The sequence below is a fragment of the Bradyrhizobium sp. WSM3983 genome, from assembly GCF_000473045.1.
Taxonomy (GTDB): domain Bacteria; phylum Pseudomonadota; class Alphaproteobacteria; order Rhizobiales; family Xanthobacteraceae; genus Bradyrhizobium.
On sequence record NZ_AXAY01000005.1, the window covers coordinates 1 to 13619 of the forward strand.

The 13619-nt window shown below is 63.9% G+C and carries 13 protein-coding genes; 6 read left to right on the forward strand and 7 right to left on the reverse strand.

What is annotated here, in order from left to right; genetic code table 11:
• The first annotated feature begins 60 nt into the window (after positions 1-60).
• Positions 61-1214 (forward strand): IS3 family transposase gene (locus tag YUA_RS0109405; protein ID WP_156947059.1). Its coding sequence is split into 2 segments (ribosomal slippage): positions 61-310 and positions 310-1214, totalling 1155 coding nucleotides; the frame shifts between segments, so codons are not numbered across the junction.
• A gap of 11 nt (positions 1215-1225) precedes the next feature.
• On the opposite strand, the gene YUA_RS43735 is transcribed toward YUA_RS0109405, so the two are convergent.
• The gene (locus YUA_RS43735; protein WP_051383133.1) at positions 1226-1705 is read right to left on the reverse strand and encodes a transposase; all 480 of its coding nucleotides are present in this window, start codon (positions 1703-1705) and stop codon (positions 1226-1228) included.
• A gap of 132 nt (positions 1706-1837) precedes the next feature.
• On the reverse strand, positions 1838-2773 hold the full coding sequence (locus YUA_RS0109415) for a LysR family transcriptional regulator (RefSeq protein WP_027530457.1): 936 nt from the start codon (positions 2771-2773) through the stop codon (positions 1838-1840).
• A 115-nt stretch (positions 2774-2888) separates the two neighbouring features.
• Here YUA_RS0109415 and YUA_RS0109420 point away from each other — a divergent pair, with 115 nt between their 5' ends.
• From YUA_RS0109420 to wrbA, 3 genes are all read left to right on the forward strand, one after another.
• A complete protein-coding gene (locus tag YUA_RS0109420) occupies positions 2889-3641 on the forward strand; it encodes an SDR family NAD(P)-dependent oxidoreductase (RefSeq protein WP_027530458.1) in 753 nt (250 codons plus the stop codon).
• Positions 3642-3678: 37 nt separating this feature from the next.
• Positions 3679-4377 (forward strand): pirin family protein, encoded by a 699-nt coding sequence (locus YUA_RS0109425; RefSeq protein ID WP_027530459.1) that lies wholly within the window; start codon positions 3679-3681, stop codon positions 4375-4377.
• 159 nt (positions 4378-4536) lie between these two features.
• Entirely contained in the window at positions 4537-5136 is a 600-nt protein-coding gene (wrbA, locus tag YUA_RS0109435) for an NAD(P)H:quinone oxidoreductase (RefSeq protein WP_027530460.1), read from the forward strand.
• A 99-nt stretch (positions 5137-5235) separates the two neighbouring features.
• On the opposite strand, the gene YUA_RS0109440 is transcribed toward wrbA, so the two are convergent.
• The 4 genes from YUA_RS0109440 to YUA_RS0109455 all read right to left on the reverse strand — a co-directional run bounded on the left by YUA_RS0109440 (position 5236) and on the right by YUA_RS0109455 (position 9945).
• Positions 5236-6120 carry a protein-L-isoaspartate O-methyltransferase gene (locus YUA_RS0109440; RefSeq protein ID WP_027530461.1) on the reverse strand — a complete coding sequence of 295 codons (885 nt, stop codon included), beginning with the start codon at positions 6118-6120 and terminating at the stop codon, positions 5236-5238.
• Positions 6121-6196: 76 nt separating this feature from the next.
• The gene (locus YUA_RS50925) at positions 6197-7342 is read right to left on the reverse strand and encodes a GNAT family N-acetyltransferase (RefSeq protein WP_027530462.1); all 1146 of its coding nucleotides are present in this window, start codon (positions 7340-7342) and stop codon (positions 6197-6199) included.
• Between the two features lie 80 nt (positions 7343-7422).
• Complete coding sequence (locus YUA_RS43740; RefSeq protein WP_051383134.1) at positions 7423-8838, reverse strand: O-antigen ligase; 1416 nt, start codon at positions 8836-8838, stop codon at positions 7423-7425.
• A 39-nt stretch (positions 8839-8877) separates the two neighbouring features.
• Entirely contained in the window at positions 8878-9945 is a 1068-nt protein-coding gene (locus tag YUA_RS0109455) for a glycosyltransferase (RefSeq protein WP_035970797.1), read from the reverse strand.
• A 247-nt stretch (positions 9946-10192) separates the two neighbouring features.
• Here YUA_RS0109455 and YUA_RS0109460 point away from each other — a divergent pair, with 247 nt between their 5' ends.
• Complete coding sequence (locus tag YUA_RS0109460; protein WP_051383141.1) at positions 10193-11146, forward strand: glycosyltransferase; 954 nt, start codon at positions 10193-10195, stop codon at positions 11144-11146.
• A gap of 11 nt (positions 11147-11157) precedes the next feature.
• Here YUA_RS0109460 and YUA_RS0109465 read toward each other — a convergent pair whose 3' ends face one another.
• Positions 11158-12186, reverse strand: coding sequence for a glycosyltransferase family 2 protein (locus tag YUA_RS0109465; protein WP_027530465.1), 1029 nt, complete (start codon positions 12184-12186; stop codon positions 11158-11160).
• Between the two features lie 388 nt (positions 12187-12574).
• Here YUA_RS0109465 and YUA_RS0109470 point away from each other — a divergent pair, with 388 nt between their 5' ends.
• On the forward strand, positions 12575-13375 hold the full coding sequence (locus tag YUA_RS0109470; protein WP_027530466.1) for a bifunctional 2-polyprenyl-6-hydroxyphenol methylase/3-demethylubiquinol 3-O-methyltransferase UbiG: 801 nt from the start codon (positions 12575-12577) through the stop codon (positions 13373-13375).
• Positions 13376-13619: the final 244 nt, after the last annotated feature.

Here is a 13619-nt window from a genome sequence, read left to right on the forward strand (position 1 = left end):
TGAGCTGCTGCCGGTTTGATGGACACCAAGATTGGGTGTTTCATGAAGCCGGAGGTTGTCATGCAGAGACGGAAGTTCAGTCGAGAGTTCAAGGTTGAGGCGGTCAAGCTTGTCAGGGAGCGCGGGGTGTCGGTGGCGCAAGCGGGCCGAGACCTGGGCGTGCATGAGAACGTGCTGCGCAAATGGGTGAAGGAGTTCGGCTCCGACCCTGTGCAGGCCTTCCCCGGCCACGGGCAGATGAAGCCTGAGCAATTGGAAATCGAGCGGCTGCGGCGCGAGGTCACCAAGCTGAAGGCAGAGCGGGACATCCTAAAAAAGGCCGCTGCCTACTTCGCGAAGGAAGCGACATGAAGTTCGTCTTCATCGCGAAGCACCGGAATATCTGGCCGGTGGCATGGCTATGCGAAGCAATGGGCGTGTCGCGGTCGGGCTTCCATGCCTGGCTGAACCGATCGCCCAGCGCCAGATCCCGAAGCGACGAGACGGTAGGCCAGCGGATCAAGGCAAGCTTCCTTGCCAGCGACCGGACCTACGGCGCACGGCGCGTCTGGAGAGACCTTCTGGCGGACGGCGTCGACTGCGGTCTGCATCGGATCGAGCGGCTGATGCGCCTGCAGGCCTTACGGGCGCGGCCAAGGCGCCGGCGCCTGCCGAAGGACGAAGGCAATCGCCAGATAGCGAACGTGCCGGCGAATCTTCTGGATCGTCAGTTTGTGGCCGAGCGGCCGAACCAGAAGTGGATCGCCGACTTCACCTACATCTGGACCGCCGAGGGCTGGCTCTATGTGTCGGCCGTGATCGACCTATTCTCGCGCCGGGTGGTCGGCTGGTCGATGAGCGCCAGCATGACAGCTCAGTTGGTTGCGGACGGCCTTCTGATGGCCATCTGGCGGCGCGGCAAGCCGGATGCCTTGATGCATCATTCCGATCGCGGCAGCCAATACGTCAGCGAACAGTTCCAGCGCTTGATGGCTGACAGCGGCATCGTTTGCAGCATGAGCCGGTCCGGCAATGTGTGGGACAACGCCGCGATGGAGAGCTTCTTCTCGTCGTTGAAGACCGAGCGCACCGAGCGCAAGACCTATCGAACCAGGAACGAGGCAAGAGCAGATGTGTTCGACTACATCGAGCGGTTCTATAACGCCGTCCGGCGTCATTCGACGATCGGATACCTCAGCCCTGTTGAGTTCGAGCGCAAGGTGGGATTAGCTTAACCGGGTGTCCATCAAACCGGCAGCAGCTCACCTTGCTCCACATAGCGATGGAAGCTGCTAAGCGACCAATCGCGCACCCGGGCGACGAGGCCGTGCTTCACAGGATTGAAATGAATGTAGTCGATGTGTCGCTCCAGGTCCGCGTCATCGCGAATTGCGTGCTCCCAATAGCGGCGCTGCCAGATGCCCTTCTCGCGCTTGAGTAGCTTGCTTGCCGAGCGCGCTTGCGGTTCTGAGCCTCGCGAAAAGCCGCCTTTGATCAGATTCCACCGAGACGAAAAATCGATGTCGTGGTCCGGAAGCGACCAAATGGAATGGAGATGGTCGGGCAGGATACAGATCGCGACCGTCTCGAATGGGCGGCGTTGTTGGACAGTCTGGTAAATTCGCCTGAGGCGATCAACATGATCCACAAGCAGGGTGCTTGAACGGTCGGCGAGCACGACCGTGAAGAAGAATGTGTTACCTTTCGCTCGGCGATATTGAGGCACTGTGACCTTCTCACCAAAGAGTGGTGGGCACGCTTCGCTTTGCCCACCCTACGATAGCTTGCTCGGACGATAGACTAGCGAGACGCCGTAGGGTGGGCAAAGGCGAGAAGCGTCGTGCCCACCAAAGTGTAGCTAACTGGTTTTGCCGCTTTTCTTCGGCTTCCGCTTGCAGGTGCCCGGCAGCATCGCGGCGAGGAAATCGCCGAGCGCTTCGACGCGCGCGGGGCGCGGGCCGCCGGGTGGGGTTACGAGATGCACGGCGCCTTCGGCCTGCTTCCAGTCTTTCAGGATCACTTCGACGGCGCCGGAGGAGATCGCATCGCCGACAATGAATTCAGGCAGCTCGGCGATGCCGAGGCCGGCGATCAGCGCGGGCATCACGGCTTCGCCATTGTTGACGCGAAGCTGGCCGCCGGGGCGGACGCTCGCCTGCTCGCCGGCGGAATTGGTGTAGTGCCAGACGTTCGGCGTGGAGAGGTAGGCGTAGCTGAAGCATTTGTGCCCGGCGAGATGCATCGGATGCGTCGGCCGGCCGTGTGTCTTGAGGTAGGACGGCGCCGCGACGGTGAAACGCGGCATGGTGAAGAGCCGCCGCGCGATCAGCGAGGAATCCGGAAGCCGGGCGATCCGCACCGCCATGTCAAAACCCTCGCCGATGAGATCGACGGTCGCATCGCTCAGATGCAGATCGACCGAGACTTCCGGATAGGTCTCGAAAAACTCCGGCAGCAGCGGCGCCACCGCCTTGATCCCGAACGTCATCGGCACCGCGAGCCGCACCAGGCCGCGCGGCGCCACCGATTGCGCCAGCGCCTCGTTCTCCGCCGCCTCGCCGTCGACCAAGAGGCGCGTGGCACGTTCGGCGAGCTTGTGCCCGGCATCGGTCAGCGCCAGCCGGCGCGAGGTGCGATTGAACAGGCGGGCGCCGAGCCGCTCCTCCAGGCGGGTCACGGCCTTCGACACCGTGGCCTTGGACATTGTGAGCTCGCCTGCGGCCCCCGCAAACGACCGTAATTCCACGACTTTTGCGAAAATCGCGAGCGCCTCGAAATCGGGGAGTTTTGCCACGGCAACCGTCCAATCAGGATATTTAAGGAAACAATGTGTTTCGACAGTTTCTATTTCTATACCACAGACGGACGCTTATCCAAGGTCATCAGACATTCAGGACTGGAGAAATCCAATGACCAAGAAGCTCTCAGGCAAGGTTGCCCTCGTCACCGGCGGCTCGCGCGGCATCGGTGCGGCCTCAGCCCGCGCTCTGGCCGACGAAGGCGCGGACGTCGCCATCAGCTACGTCGCCTCGCCCGAAAAGGCCGAAGCCGTCGTCAACGAATTGAAAGCCCGCGGCGTCAAGGCCCGCGCCTTCAGGGCGGACCAGGCCTCGGCCAGGGACGTGACGAACCTCGTCAACGACGTCGCCAGGGAATTCGGCCATCTTGACATTCTCGTCAACAACGCCGGCGTCGCCAATGGCGGCGCGATCGACGACGCCAACGCCGACACGGCCGCGCTGGAGCGGCAGGACCAGGTCAACGTGCATGGCGTGATCGCGGCGATCCGCGCCGCCTCGCAATTGATGGGTGAAGGCGGACGCATCGTCACCGTCGGCTCGATGCTCGCGGACCGCGCCTCGTTCCCGGGTCTTGCCGACTATGTCGCCACCAAGTCGGCCGTGGTCGGCTACACCAAGGGCGCGGCGCGCGACCTCGGCCCGCGCGGCATCACCGTCAACGTGGTGCAGCCCGGCTCGATCGACACCGACATGAACCCGAAGGACGGCGGCGAGTTCGCCGAGACGCAGCGCAAGCAGCACGCGCTGCAGCGCTTCGGACGGCCCGAGGAAGTCGCCGCCGGCGTCGTTTTCCTCGCCAGCCCGGAAGCCTCCTTCGTCACCGGCACCGTGCTCAATGTCGACGGAGGGTTTGGCGCATAACGCCAAATCCTTCCCCTCCAATCAGGTCACCACTTCCATGATCGAACTCAGACCTTTCAACAAGCTCGGCGGCGCCGACCACGGCTGGCTCAATGCCAAGCATCATTTCTCCTTCGGAAGCCACTACGACCCGAACAACATGGGTCACGGATCCTTGCGGGTGTGGAATGACGACGAGATCGCGCCAAACACCGGCTTTCCCGCGCATCCCCACGCCAACATGGAAATCATCACCTATGTGCGCGAGGGCGCGATCACCCATCAGGACAGCCTTGGCAACGAGGGCCGCACTGAAGCGGGCGACGTGCAGGTGATGAGTGCCGGCAGCGGCATCCGCCACTCCGAGTACAATCTCGAGCCGACGCAGACCCGGATCTTCCAGATCTGGATCGAGCCGACCGCGCGCGGGGGACAACCGACCTGGGGCTCCAAGCCGTTCCCGAAGTCGGATCGCTCCGGCAAGCTCGTGACGATTGCGAGCGGTATCGAGGGCGACACCGACGCGCTGCCGATCCGCGCCGATGCGCGGGTGCTCGCCACCACGCTGAAGGCCGGCGAGAGCGCCGAGTACGAGCCCGAGAGGACGCGGCACCTCTACCTGGTGCCCGCGGCAGGCGCGGTCGAGATCAACGGCGTGCGGGTCAACGCCCGCGACGGCGCCGCGATCCGCGACGAGGCCAGGCTGAAGATCACGGCGCTCGAAGACTCCGAGTTCGTGCTGGTCGACGCGGTCTAGCAACGCTCTCCGCCCTGGCCGGGATTCTCCCGGCCATCCATGCCCTTCCACACGGAAACAAGAACACGGATGCCCGGGACATCTAGCGCGAAGACGCGCTTCTGCCCGGGCATGACGATCCCAACAACCAGCAATCAAACCAACCCAACGGAGACCACCATGACCAAAGTTCTCGTCCTCTATTATTCCGCCTATGGCCACATCGAAGCGATGGCGAACGCCGTTGCTGAAGGCGCGCGCGAAGCCGGCGCCACCGTCGACATCAAGCGCGTGCCCGAACTGGTGCCGGCCGAGGTCGCAAAGGCTTCCTATTACAAGGTCGATCAGGCCGCCCCTGTCGCCAAGATCGAGGATCTCGCCAATTACGACGCGATCATCGTCGGCACCGGCACCCGTTTCGGCCGCATGGCCTCGCAGATGGCGAACTTTCTGGACCAGGCCGGCGGGCTGTGGGCCAAGGGCGCGCTGCATGGCAAGGTCGGCGGCGCCTTCACGGCCAGCGCGACCCAGCATGGCGGCCAGGAGACGACGCTGTTCTCGATCATCACCAACCTCCTGCATTTCGGCATGGTGGTCGTCGGCATGAACTATGGCTTTGCCGGCCAGATGAAGCTCGACGAGGTCACCGGCGGTGCGCCCTACGGCGCCACCACGATCACCGGCGGCGACGGCAGCCGCCAGCCCAGCGCCAACGAGCTCGCCGGCGCGCGCTATCAGGGACGCCAGATCGCGGAGACCGCAAAAAAGCTGCACGGTTAAGCCTGGGCCTCTCGACAAGCCGCATGGCAGATGCGACGCGGGCGGCATTCTCTCGAGGAATGCCGCCCCATCTGCGCCGGCTGCGCGGGATCTTGAGTATCAGGCCTGCGTGATGTCCGCGTGCGGCGGGATGCTGACCGCCGGCGCAGATGCGGGCGCCGATGAAAGCCACCAGCCGTCGCCGGAAAACCAGCAGGTGTCGTCGGGCGCGTCCCCTCGCCGCAACGACTGCACGCTCTCCCATCCCTTTGCGAACGCCTCGGCCAGTCGCCGGCCGGCCTCCGCATCCTGAAGTCCGGCGCAGCCGATGAATTGGGCGCGGCCCAGGAATTTCGCCGGCCAAGCCGTGCCCTGTTCCGGGCGCGTGATCATCAGCATGCCGCCGTGCACGCCCTCCGGCGCCAGCGGAAACACCAGCCGGCCGCCGGGGCGTAACGCCGCGAGCCATTCCGTGGCCGGCTGCGCCGCGCCCGCACAGACATAAATCACGTCGACATCAGGCAGATCGGACGCAATGCCCGAGCGCTCGCGCAGTTCAATTGTGGCGATGTCTTTCAAATTCCCGCGCGCGAGCCCCGCCAGGCGTTCGTCGATCTCATAGGCATAGACCCGGCCATTGGGACCGGCGAGCTCGGCGAGAACGGCGGTGTAATAGCCGGTGCCCGCGCCGATCTGCAGCACGGTCTCGCCTTCCCTGACGCCGGCGCCACTGAGCCAATAGGCGTGCGCGCCGGGCATGCCGATGTTGAGGCCGCGCACCGAATCCAGCGCCAAAAGTGCGTTCTGATAGAGAAAGGCGGGATCATCGTCGGGCGTCACGACATAAGGATGGCCACCCAAGGAGATCGACCACGGCCCGGGTCCGGCGAAGGGCTCGCGTCTCACCTTGCGAAACGCCTGCTCGATGCGGGGGTCCGTGGTCTTGGCGGCAGCGCAGATCAACTGCGCATAGAATGCGCGAAATTTGTCCGAATGATCGTCCATGTCGCCTCCTCGCGGCGACGATAGCACAATCATTGCGATATTAGAGTGACCCAGCAACCCGCGAGCGTGGACCGCTCTAACGCGTGCCCTTGCCCATCACCCTCGCCGCGAAGGCAGAGAGCCTCGGATGGCGGCGCAAGCCCTGGGCGGCATGGTCGCGCAGCATATAAGGCACCCCGCGCCAGGACAGCGCGACGCTGACGTCGGTCAGCGGCACCCGCTCGGCGCCGAAGCGGCGCTTGTAATCGTGATTGCCGATGCTGAGATCGAAGCGCCGCACGCCCTGCGCATGCAGCGCCGCCATGGTGCGCTCGGTCACGAGCAGCCCGGGCGAGCAATTCGCCCACGACTTGCCGGCATGGCCGATGCGCAGCAAATAATAGGTCGCGCCGTATCTGACGCCAAACGTGGTCGCGACAATGCCCTCGTCGCAGACGAGCGCCGAAACCACCGCATAGCCTTCCGTAACCCCCTGCCGAGCCACCTCGCGATAGAAGTCGGCATGAGCCTCGTCGTTGAGGACGAACCTCGCGCCGAGCTGCTGCATGCGCTCCTGCTGCTGGACGTCCATCACGTCAAGAAGCTCGTGCGCGCGAATAACGTCGCTGGCGATCTCGAACCGCGCGCCGCCGTGACGGCTGAACACGCGCCAGCATCGCGGCATCTGCATGCGCTTGATCGACGCCTGATAGTCCGCATATTCGTCGCCGGTCAGCACGAGATTGCCGTTGAGCGAACACGAGCCGAGCCGACCGAGCGACACCAGCGGGTTCGGCTTCGCCCCGACATAGGCCGGCAACTTCTTCAGGCGCAGCAGGTCGAAGCCATCAGGCAAGGCGCGCAACGCGTCCACGAACGCCGCGCTGATCGCTTGCGCGCCGGCCGCATCGAAACTCGCGTCGCAAGCCAGGATCGGGGCGTTGTTGTCGGAGACACCGAGATCGGCAAACTCGACGACGCGGATGCCGCGCCTGACGTGGCTGAACATCGGCACCATCGCGATGTCCTTGCCGCTCGTCGTATCGGCGATGACAGCGATCAGCGGCGCGACGCCGTGAAAGGCCTCGTACCAGGCACCTAACCAGTAACCATGCTGGAATGCGGTGCGATGGCCGGCGTTCAGGCGCAATGCGGCCTGTCGCCAGTCACGCATGAAATCGACTGAGATTCCCGACGTGCTGGACACCCGGCCATCTAGTTGTTCGACGCTGAGAAACGCCATTTGCGGGGGCATACAGTTACTGAACGTGTCCAGATAGATTATGTTTTGTCGCAGACCACAAGTTACGTCGCTGCTTATCGTTAAGCCGATACCGTCACGGCGCGCGCAATGTCCCGATATGGAACGCGCGGCTGCGACAAGCTGTCAGCGATCGGGTCCATTTGCGTGACGCATTGGAACCTGGCGAGGAAATGCAACCCGGCGACCGCGAGCGCGAACATGAACCAGACCGGGTTCTGCCGCTCGAGCAGGAAGGTCTCGGTCGTCCCGAAATACAGGCCGAACAGCCAGATGGTCAGGAACAGCTTACCCAGCGCGTGGCTACGGTTGTGGGCCTGGACCTGCTGGAAATTGCGCAGCGGCGCAACCACGAAGATGAGGACGACCAGCAGCAGGCCAGGCAGGCCGATGGTGACGGCGAGGTCGAGATAGCTGTTGTGGCTGTGGGCCGCCGTCACCGCCCATTCCGAGCCCTGGGTGGTCCGCCCCTCCGCCGCGCCGTCCCAGAACGCCGCATAGCCGTGACCAATGATCGGCTTTTCCGCGACGGCCGAGAGCGCAAACTCCCAGACCTCGGCACGGCCGGTGAAAGTGGGATCGACCGGAAGCGCCCGCGTGATGCTGCCGAGCACCGGGGTCATGACACTGCCGACCGTCAGCAAATTCATCACGATCAGCGGCGCAAAGCAGATGATCCGCTTCAGCCACAGGCTCCTGATAACATAGACCAGCGATGCCAGGGCATAGATGGCAAGGCACAGCACCGACGACGTCTTGCCGCCGGTGAAGACCAGGAAGATGCCGGCAAGCAGCGCGATAGCAGGCCCCATCACGAAGGAGCCGACGGCCGACAGGTAAATGCCGACATAGACCAGGACGGTCATCACCGGCGAGGCGATGTTCTTGTGGCCAAAACTGCCGCGCCAGTCGCCGGCAAGCTGCGGCTCGGTGATGTCGAGCGCGCTGTGGATCGAATATTGCGGGGCAAAGAGGACGCCGAGATAGCACACCACCAGCAGCACCAGCGCGGCGCCGCCGAGGCACAGATTGAAGCTCCGGTGTGTCGGCGGCAGCAGCGGCAGCAGGACGGCAAGCGTGGTTGCGCTGGCGGCAAGCACGAAGCGCTGGATCGAGACCTCGCGGCTCTCGGAAAATGCGAGATCGATCAGCATCCAGCCGATCAGGCAGAGATGCAGCGGCGTGACCAGGCTTCTGAGCGAGGCCGCGTCGGTGGTGAGGGTGAACAGCACCGCGACCACGGCCAGCAATCCGAACAAGATGTAGGTCGTCGCCAATCGTCCGCTGACGACGGTGGCGACGTCGGGGTTGCGCAAGTCTGGAAACGGATCGAGCGTTATCAGGACCAAAAGCAGGGCAGTGACGGCAACAAGACAGCGCGCCGCGCTCACGACGCTGAACCTCGCCAGCTCGTCGCGCAACGCATGGCCGAGCGAGCGGGCCTCGACGTCAGTCATGTCTGCGGCGCTGCGATCCATGCCTCAAGGCCGGGTGGGACGATGCGGGACGTCAGAGGTCTAGCCCATCCCCGTTAACCATCCGTCAACCAGCATGCCGGACGCGGCAGGAATCCGGCTCTGCCGTGCGACGCTGCGCGCGATCTCGTAATATTGCAGCGCGCGCTGCTCCAGCGTGAGATTGTCCAGGATGTAGCCGCGCGGATCGAATTTGCCCGCGGTGCAGCCGGCCCAGAAATCGGTCCAGCGGTCCTCGAAGCCGGCGCGGTCCGTGAATTTGAGCCCGCAGCGATCATCCCAATAGGGCACCGATGACACCGGCTCGAACTGCACCCGGTGCGGATAGTAGTCGGGATCCGGCCACGGGCCGCCGGGATCCCAGGCGAACACCGGCACACCGCAGGACAGCGCCTGCTGATAGGCAATGCCCTGGCTCTCGTTCTGGCACAGGAAGATCATCGCGCGCGAGTGCCGGAGCGCTGCTTGATAATCGTCCTCCTTGTAGCTGCCATAACGCAACTCGGTGAAGGAGCGACCTTCCTTGATCAGCCGCGCGCGAACCGGCTCGACCAGCTCCGGCACGTAGCGCTCGCGGTCCCAGCTGACCTTGTCGTAGAGGAGGACGTCGACGGTCTTCCCGCCCGGGCGCGACGGCGCCCACAAATCAGTGTCGATGCCGACGGGCCAGGCTTCCGTCTCAGGCCAATGGGCCCGGTACATCTCCGCATACCACGGACCGGGCACCAGGAATTTCCGGACTGGAAGCCGCTTGAACAGGTCGGGATCGTCCAACGGATGATTATAGGCACAAACGCCAAGCAGGATCGGGTTCTTCCATGCAAACTTGTCGAGCAGGAAGGCTCGGCCGATGATGCAGGCAACTTCCTCGGGATACTGCGCGATGTAGCCGTAGTCGTTGACGCGATAGCGGATGCCGAGCCGGTCGAGCCCTGCACAGAGATTGAGGAACACGCGCAGCTGCCCGCTCATCCGCGGCTCGCCGAACAGCATCTTGCGCGCCATGCGACGCAGATGACGGTCGCCGGGAAACCAGCGATCGTCCTTGTCCTCGTAGAACAGGTTGAGGATCATGTCGTCGGGATCGTAGTCGAATGTCTTTGCGGGCACAGGATCCATCCGCGGCAATCAGGCCCCTCATTTCGCATGAGACCGGCTGTCGCACCTCTCGAAAGCTGCGACAGACTTAGCGCCACAGGCTTAACGCTAATCTACGAAACCGACGACATGACGGCCTTCGCAACAACGATTTGATCGTTATGTGGGTATCATCCGCGACGACCAGAGCTGTTGCCGCCTTCGCCTGGTTAACAGATCCTTAAACACGACGAGCCATCGCTTGACCCTCACCGACGCCATGCTCGATCCACCGGCCGGTGCGCCCGCGGCGGCGGATGCGCGCGCGATGCCGCCTGTGGTTTCTGTCGTCACTCCTGCGAAGAATGCCGCGGCCTATATCGGCGAAACCATCGCAAGCGCGCTGGCGCAAGCCGATGTCTCCGAGGTGATCGTCGTCGATGACGGCTCGACCGATGACACTGTGGCGATCGTCCAGGCCATCCGCGATCCACGGCTGTGCCTGATCATGAACGACGCCAGCGGCGTGTCGGCTGCACGAAATCTCGGCGCACGAGGCGCGCGCGGGGACTGGCTGATGTTCCTTGATGCCGATGATCGCCTGCGCGCCGATGCGGTGACGACACTACTGACGGCGGCGAAGACCGCTCCGCACGCGGTGCTGGTCTATGGCGACTACAACACGATCGACAGCGCGGGACAGGCGATCGGCCGCCGCGGCCTCCTGAAGGGACGTCTCAAGCCGTCCGGCAACGTGCTGGAGCGCTTGGCCTGCGGCAATTTCATCGTCAATGGCGGCATCATGCTGGTTCGCGCGGAGGCCTTCCGCGCCACCGGCGGCTTCGACGTCTCGCTCCGCTATTGCGAGGACTGGCATTGCTGGTGCCGCCTCGCCGCAACAGGTGAGTTCGCCTATGTGCCGGAACTCCTGCTCGACTACCGCCTGCACACAGCCAACACCATGAACGCCGCGGTGCGGACGCCGCAGGACTTCTTCCCGGCGGTCGCGCGGGTGTTCGACGATGAATTGATCCTCGGCAAGCTGCCGTCCGGCGCGGCGCCCCGGCTGCGGCGAGCAGCCGAAATCCATCTGGTGACCTATGCGGCGATGCAAGCGATACGCTTCAGGAGATACCGCGAAGCGCTCACTTATCTCGGTATGGTCGGCCGGCGCTCGCTCAAGGCGATGCCGCGATCCGCGATCAAGATCGCTCTTTCCTATCTTGGAATCTAGCGGCTGACGCGTCAGGAAACGATCTTCGAGGCCTCATAGGGCTTCGGATCGTAACCGAATGCCGCGAGAGCAGAACCGACGGCCACCAGCATCGGATGCATCGCAACGACCGCTTTCGATGACGTCAGCAGGCGAGCCGAGCGTACCAGCGACAGCGGCAGCCGTCCCAAGGTCTGCGCGAACACGCGCACCCGTGCTGCCGCGCTCTGCGCGGCCTTGTACTGCACACGGTAGTTGATGACCCCAATGCGCAGGCCGCGCCTTGCGATCCAGCCGAGGCTGGTGCGGCTCTGCGGCACGGTCTCTGTGATGACGGCTTCCGCGGTCCAGTGGAAGGTCATGCCGGCATTGCGGCCGCGATAGAAGAAGTCGCAGTCTCCGCCGCCAAGGAAATTGAAGCGCAGATCGAAGGCGGGGCTGCCGAGCCGCTCGAATGCCGCGCGCGTGATCAGGCAATTGCCGCAGCCATAGATCAGCGGCACCGCACCGGTGTAGTCGTAAGTGGGGCAGAAGGCGGGATGACGCGCCAGCCAAGGCTGGCTGTCGTCGTCGAATACCGGCAGCACCGGTCCACCGACCACGTCGGCACCGGTCGCCTCCGCGGTGCGGACCATCAATTCAAGCCAGTCGGGCGAAGCGATCTCGTCATCGTCGATCATCAGAAAACGGGTTGCGGCGGGAAACAGCGCCTGCGCCGTCTCGAACGCGGCGTTGATCGCCTGACAATTGCCCTGCCGCTTCTCGGCCAGGCAGATGCCCTGGAGCTTGCCGGAAGCGAGATACTCGGCGGCCACCGATGCGCTCGCGCGCCCGGCCGCATCGTTCTCGACCATGACCACCGCGAAGGAGCGCGGAGTGCGCTGGTCGACGAGCGAGTCCAGCGTCAGCCGCAGATGTTGCGGGCGACGGAAGCAGGGAATGCAGACGACGATGCCGACCGAGAGATCAATGACGCGCGAGCTCGCCGCGATCTCCCGGTTGGGATCGCGCAACGTTTCCGAGATCCGGCTGGCGGACAGGTCTGTCGGGATCAGCGTCATGACCTTTTCAATGTCCGAGATTCATTGAGAAAGCCCTGCATCAAACGCCGTCCCGACACGGCCGCGCGGGACAGATGCGTCCCAAAATGGACGGCCTGCTCCAGCGCTCAAGCTGCACCGCGACGGCAATGTCCAGACTACGAGGCATCCTATCATACGCTTAACTGCTTTCGCGTGTTTTCCCTGCGAATTCCTGCGCGTGTGATACTGCAATCTGCGGTCCATCGCCCGCCAACAGCGCAACATGGACAATGCCGTAGTTAACGCATGGGTGCGTTAACCCGACCGTAAGCACCGCGACCGGCGAAGGCGCGCGGCATCAGATTTGCTCTTCGGGCACGAGAGTTTTTTCCTGTAAATTTGAGTCGAACAAGCGCGGTTATAAAACATGAACAAGTCAGCCACGATCGAGTTCGCGACAGCTACCAGTGCCCAAGCCCCCACAAGTCCTGCGCACACCCAGGCACTGCTCGACCTCGTCGCCGGCGAAGCCCGCGACAGCCTGCTCGGCGTTCACGAGGTGCTGCGCCGCGAGCTGCCGCAAGGCCGGCTTGCGATCTACGAGGCCGGCGGCGGCTCCTCGAGCTTCCTGCCGATGGACGTGCTCGGCCGCAGCCACGTCACCGTCGTCGACATCGACGAAGACCAGGTCCGCAACAACACCTACGCCGACGCGGCGATCCTTGGCGACGTGCAGACCTATCGGTTCGGCCCTGAAACCTTCGACGTCGTGATCTGCTACAACGTGATCGAGCACCTACCCGATGTCGAGGCGGCGCTCCTGAACTTCCGCGATGCGCTCAAGCACGGCGGCATGATCCTGATCGGCGCGCCCAATCCACGCTCGCTGTCGGGCGTCGTCACCAAGCACTCGCCGCACTGGTTTCATGTCTGGTTCTACCGGAACATCCGCGGCATCAAGACCGCCGGCCTGCCCGGCGAGGCGCCGTTCCCGACTTTCTTCCATCCGCTGGTGACGCTGTCGAAGCTCGAAGCGTTCGCAGCCGCCCATGGCCTGGAGATGATCTACCGCCGTGAGGTCGAAAGCCCGCGCTATCCCGAGATGCGCCAGCGTAAGCCGCTGTTCGCCGCCCTCGTCGACGCCGGCGCCGCTGTGATGAACGCCGTGCTTCCGCGCGGCACCGACGTCCGCCGCGGCGACTACCACGTCATCCTGCGGAAGCGCTGACGGCCATGCGCGCGCAGGCCGGCCAAGACGCTGCAAAGCCGCATGCGCGCGCACCGTTGGGCATGCACGGTAACGAACCGTTAATCACCGGGGGACCGACGCCGCCGAAGCGTCACAAGGACGCGGCAGATCGTGGCTCGCGCTTAAACGCTTTGTTTGCCATTTCGGTGAATAGTCCCTCAATGAGTATCGTTAATTTTCCCTGTTGCGTTGATTGCGCGCCTATATCCCCGGTGCGAGGCGT

Coding starts and splice junctions, on each gene's coding strand:
- YUA_RS0109420 (WP_027530458.1), top strand. CDS start 2,889: ATGACCAAGAAGCTCTCAGGCAAGGTTGCCCTCGTCACCGGCGGCTCG.
- YUA_RS0109425 (WP_027530459.1), top strand. CDS start 3,679: ATGATCGAACTCAGACCTTTCAACAAGCTCGGCGGCGCCGACCACGGC.
- wrbA (WP_027530460.1), top strand. CDS start 4,537: ATGACCAAAGTTCTCGTCCTCTATTATTCCGCCTATGGCCACATCGAA.
- YUA_RS0109440 (WP_027530461.1), bottom strand. CDS start 6,120: ATGGACGATCATTCGGACAAATTTCGCGCATTCTATGCGCAGTTGATC.
- YUA_RS50925 (WP_027530462.1), bottom strand. CDS start 7,342: ATGGCGTTTCTCAGCGTCGAACAACTAGATGGCCGGGTGTCCAGCACG.
- YUA_RS43740 (WP_051383134.1), bottom strand. CDS start 8,838: ATGGATCGCAGCGCCGCAGACATGACTGACGTCGAGGCCCGCTCGCTC.
- YUA_RS0109460 (WP_051383141.1), top strand. CDS start 10,193: ATGCTCGATCCACCGGCCGGTGCGCCCGCGGCGGCGGATGCGCGCGCG.
- YUA_RS0109465 (WP_027530465.1), bottom strand. CDS start 12,186: ATGACGCTGATCCCGACAGACCTGTCCGCCAGCCGGATCTCGGAAACG.
- YUA_RS0109470 (WP_027530466.1), top strand. CDS start 12,575: ATGAACAAGTCAGCCACGATCGAGTTCGCGACAGCTACCAGTGCCCAA.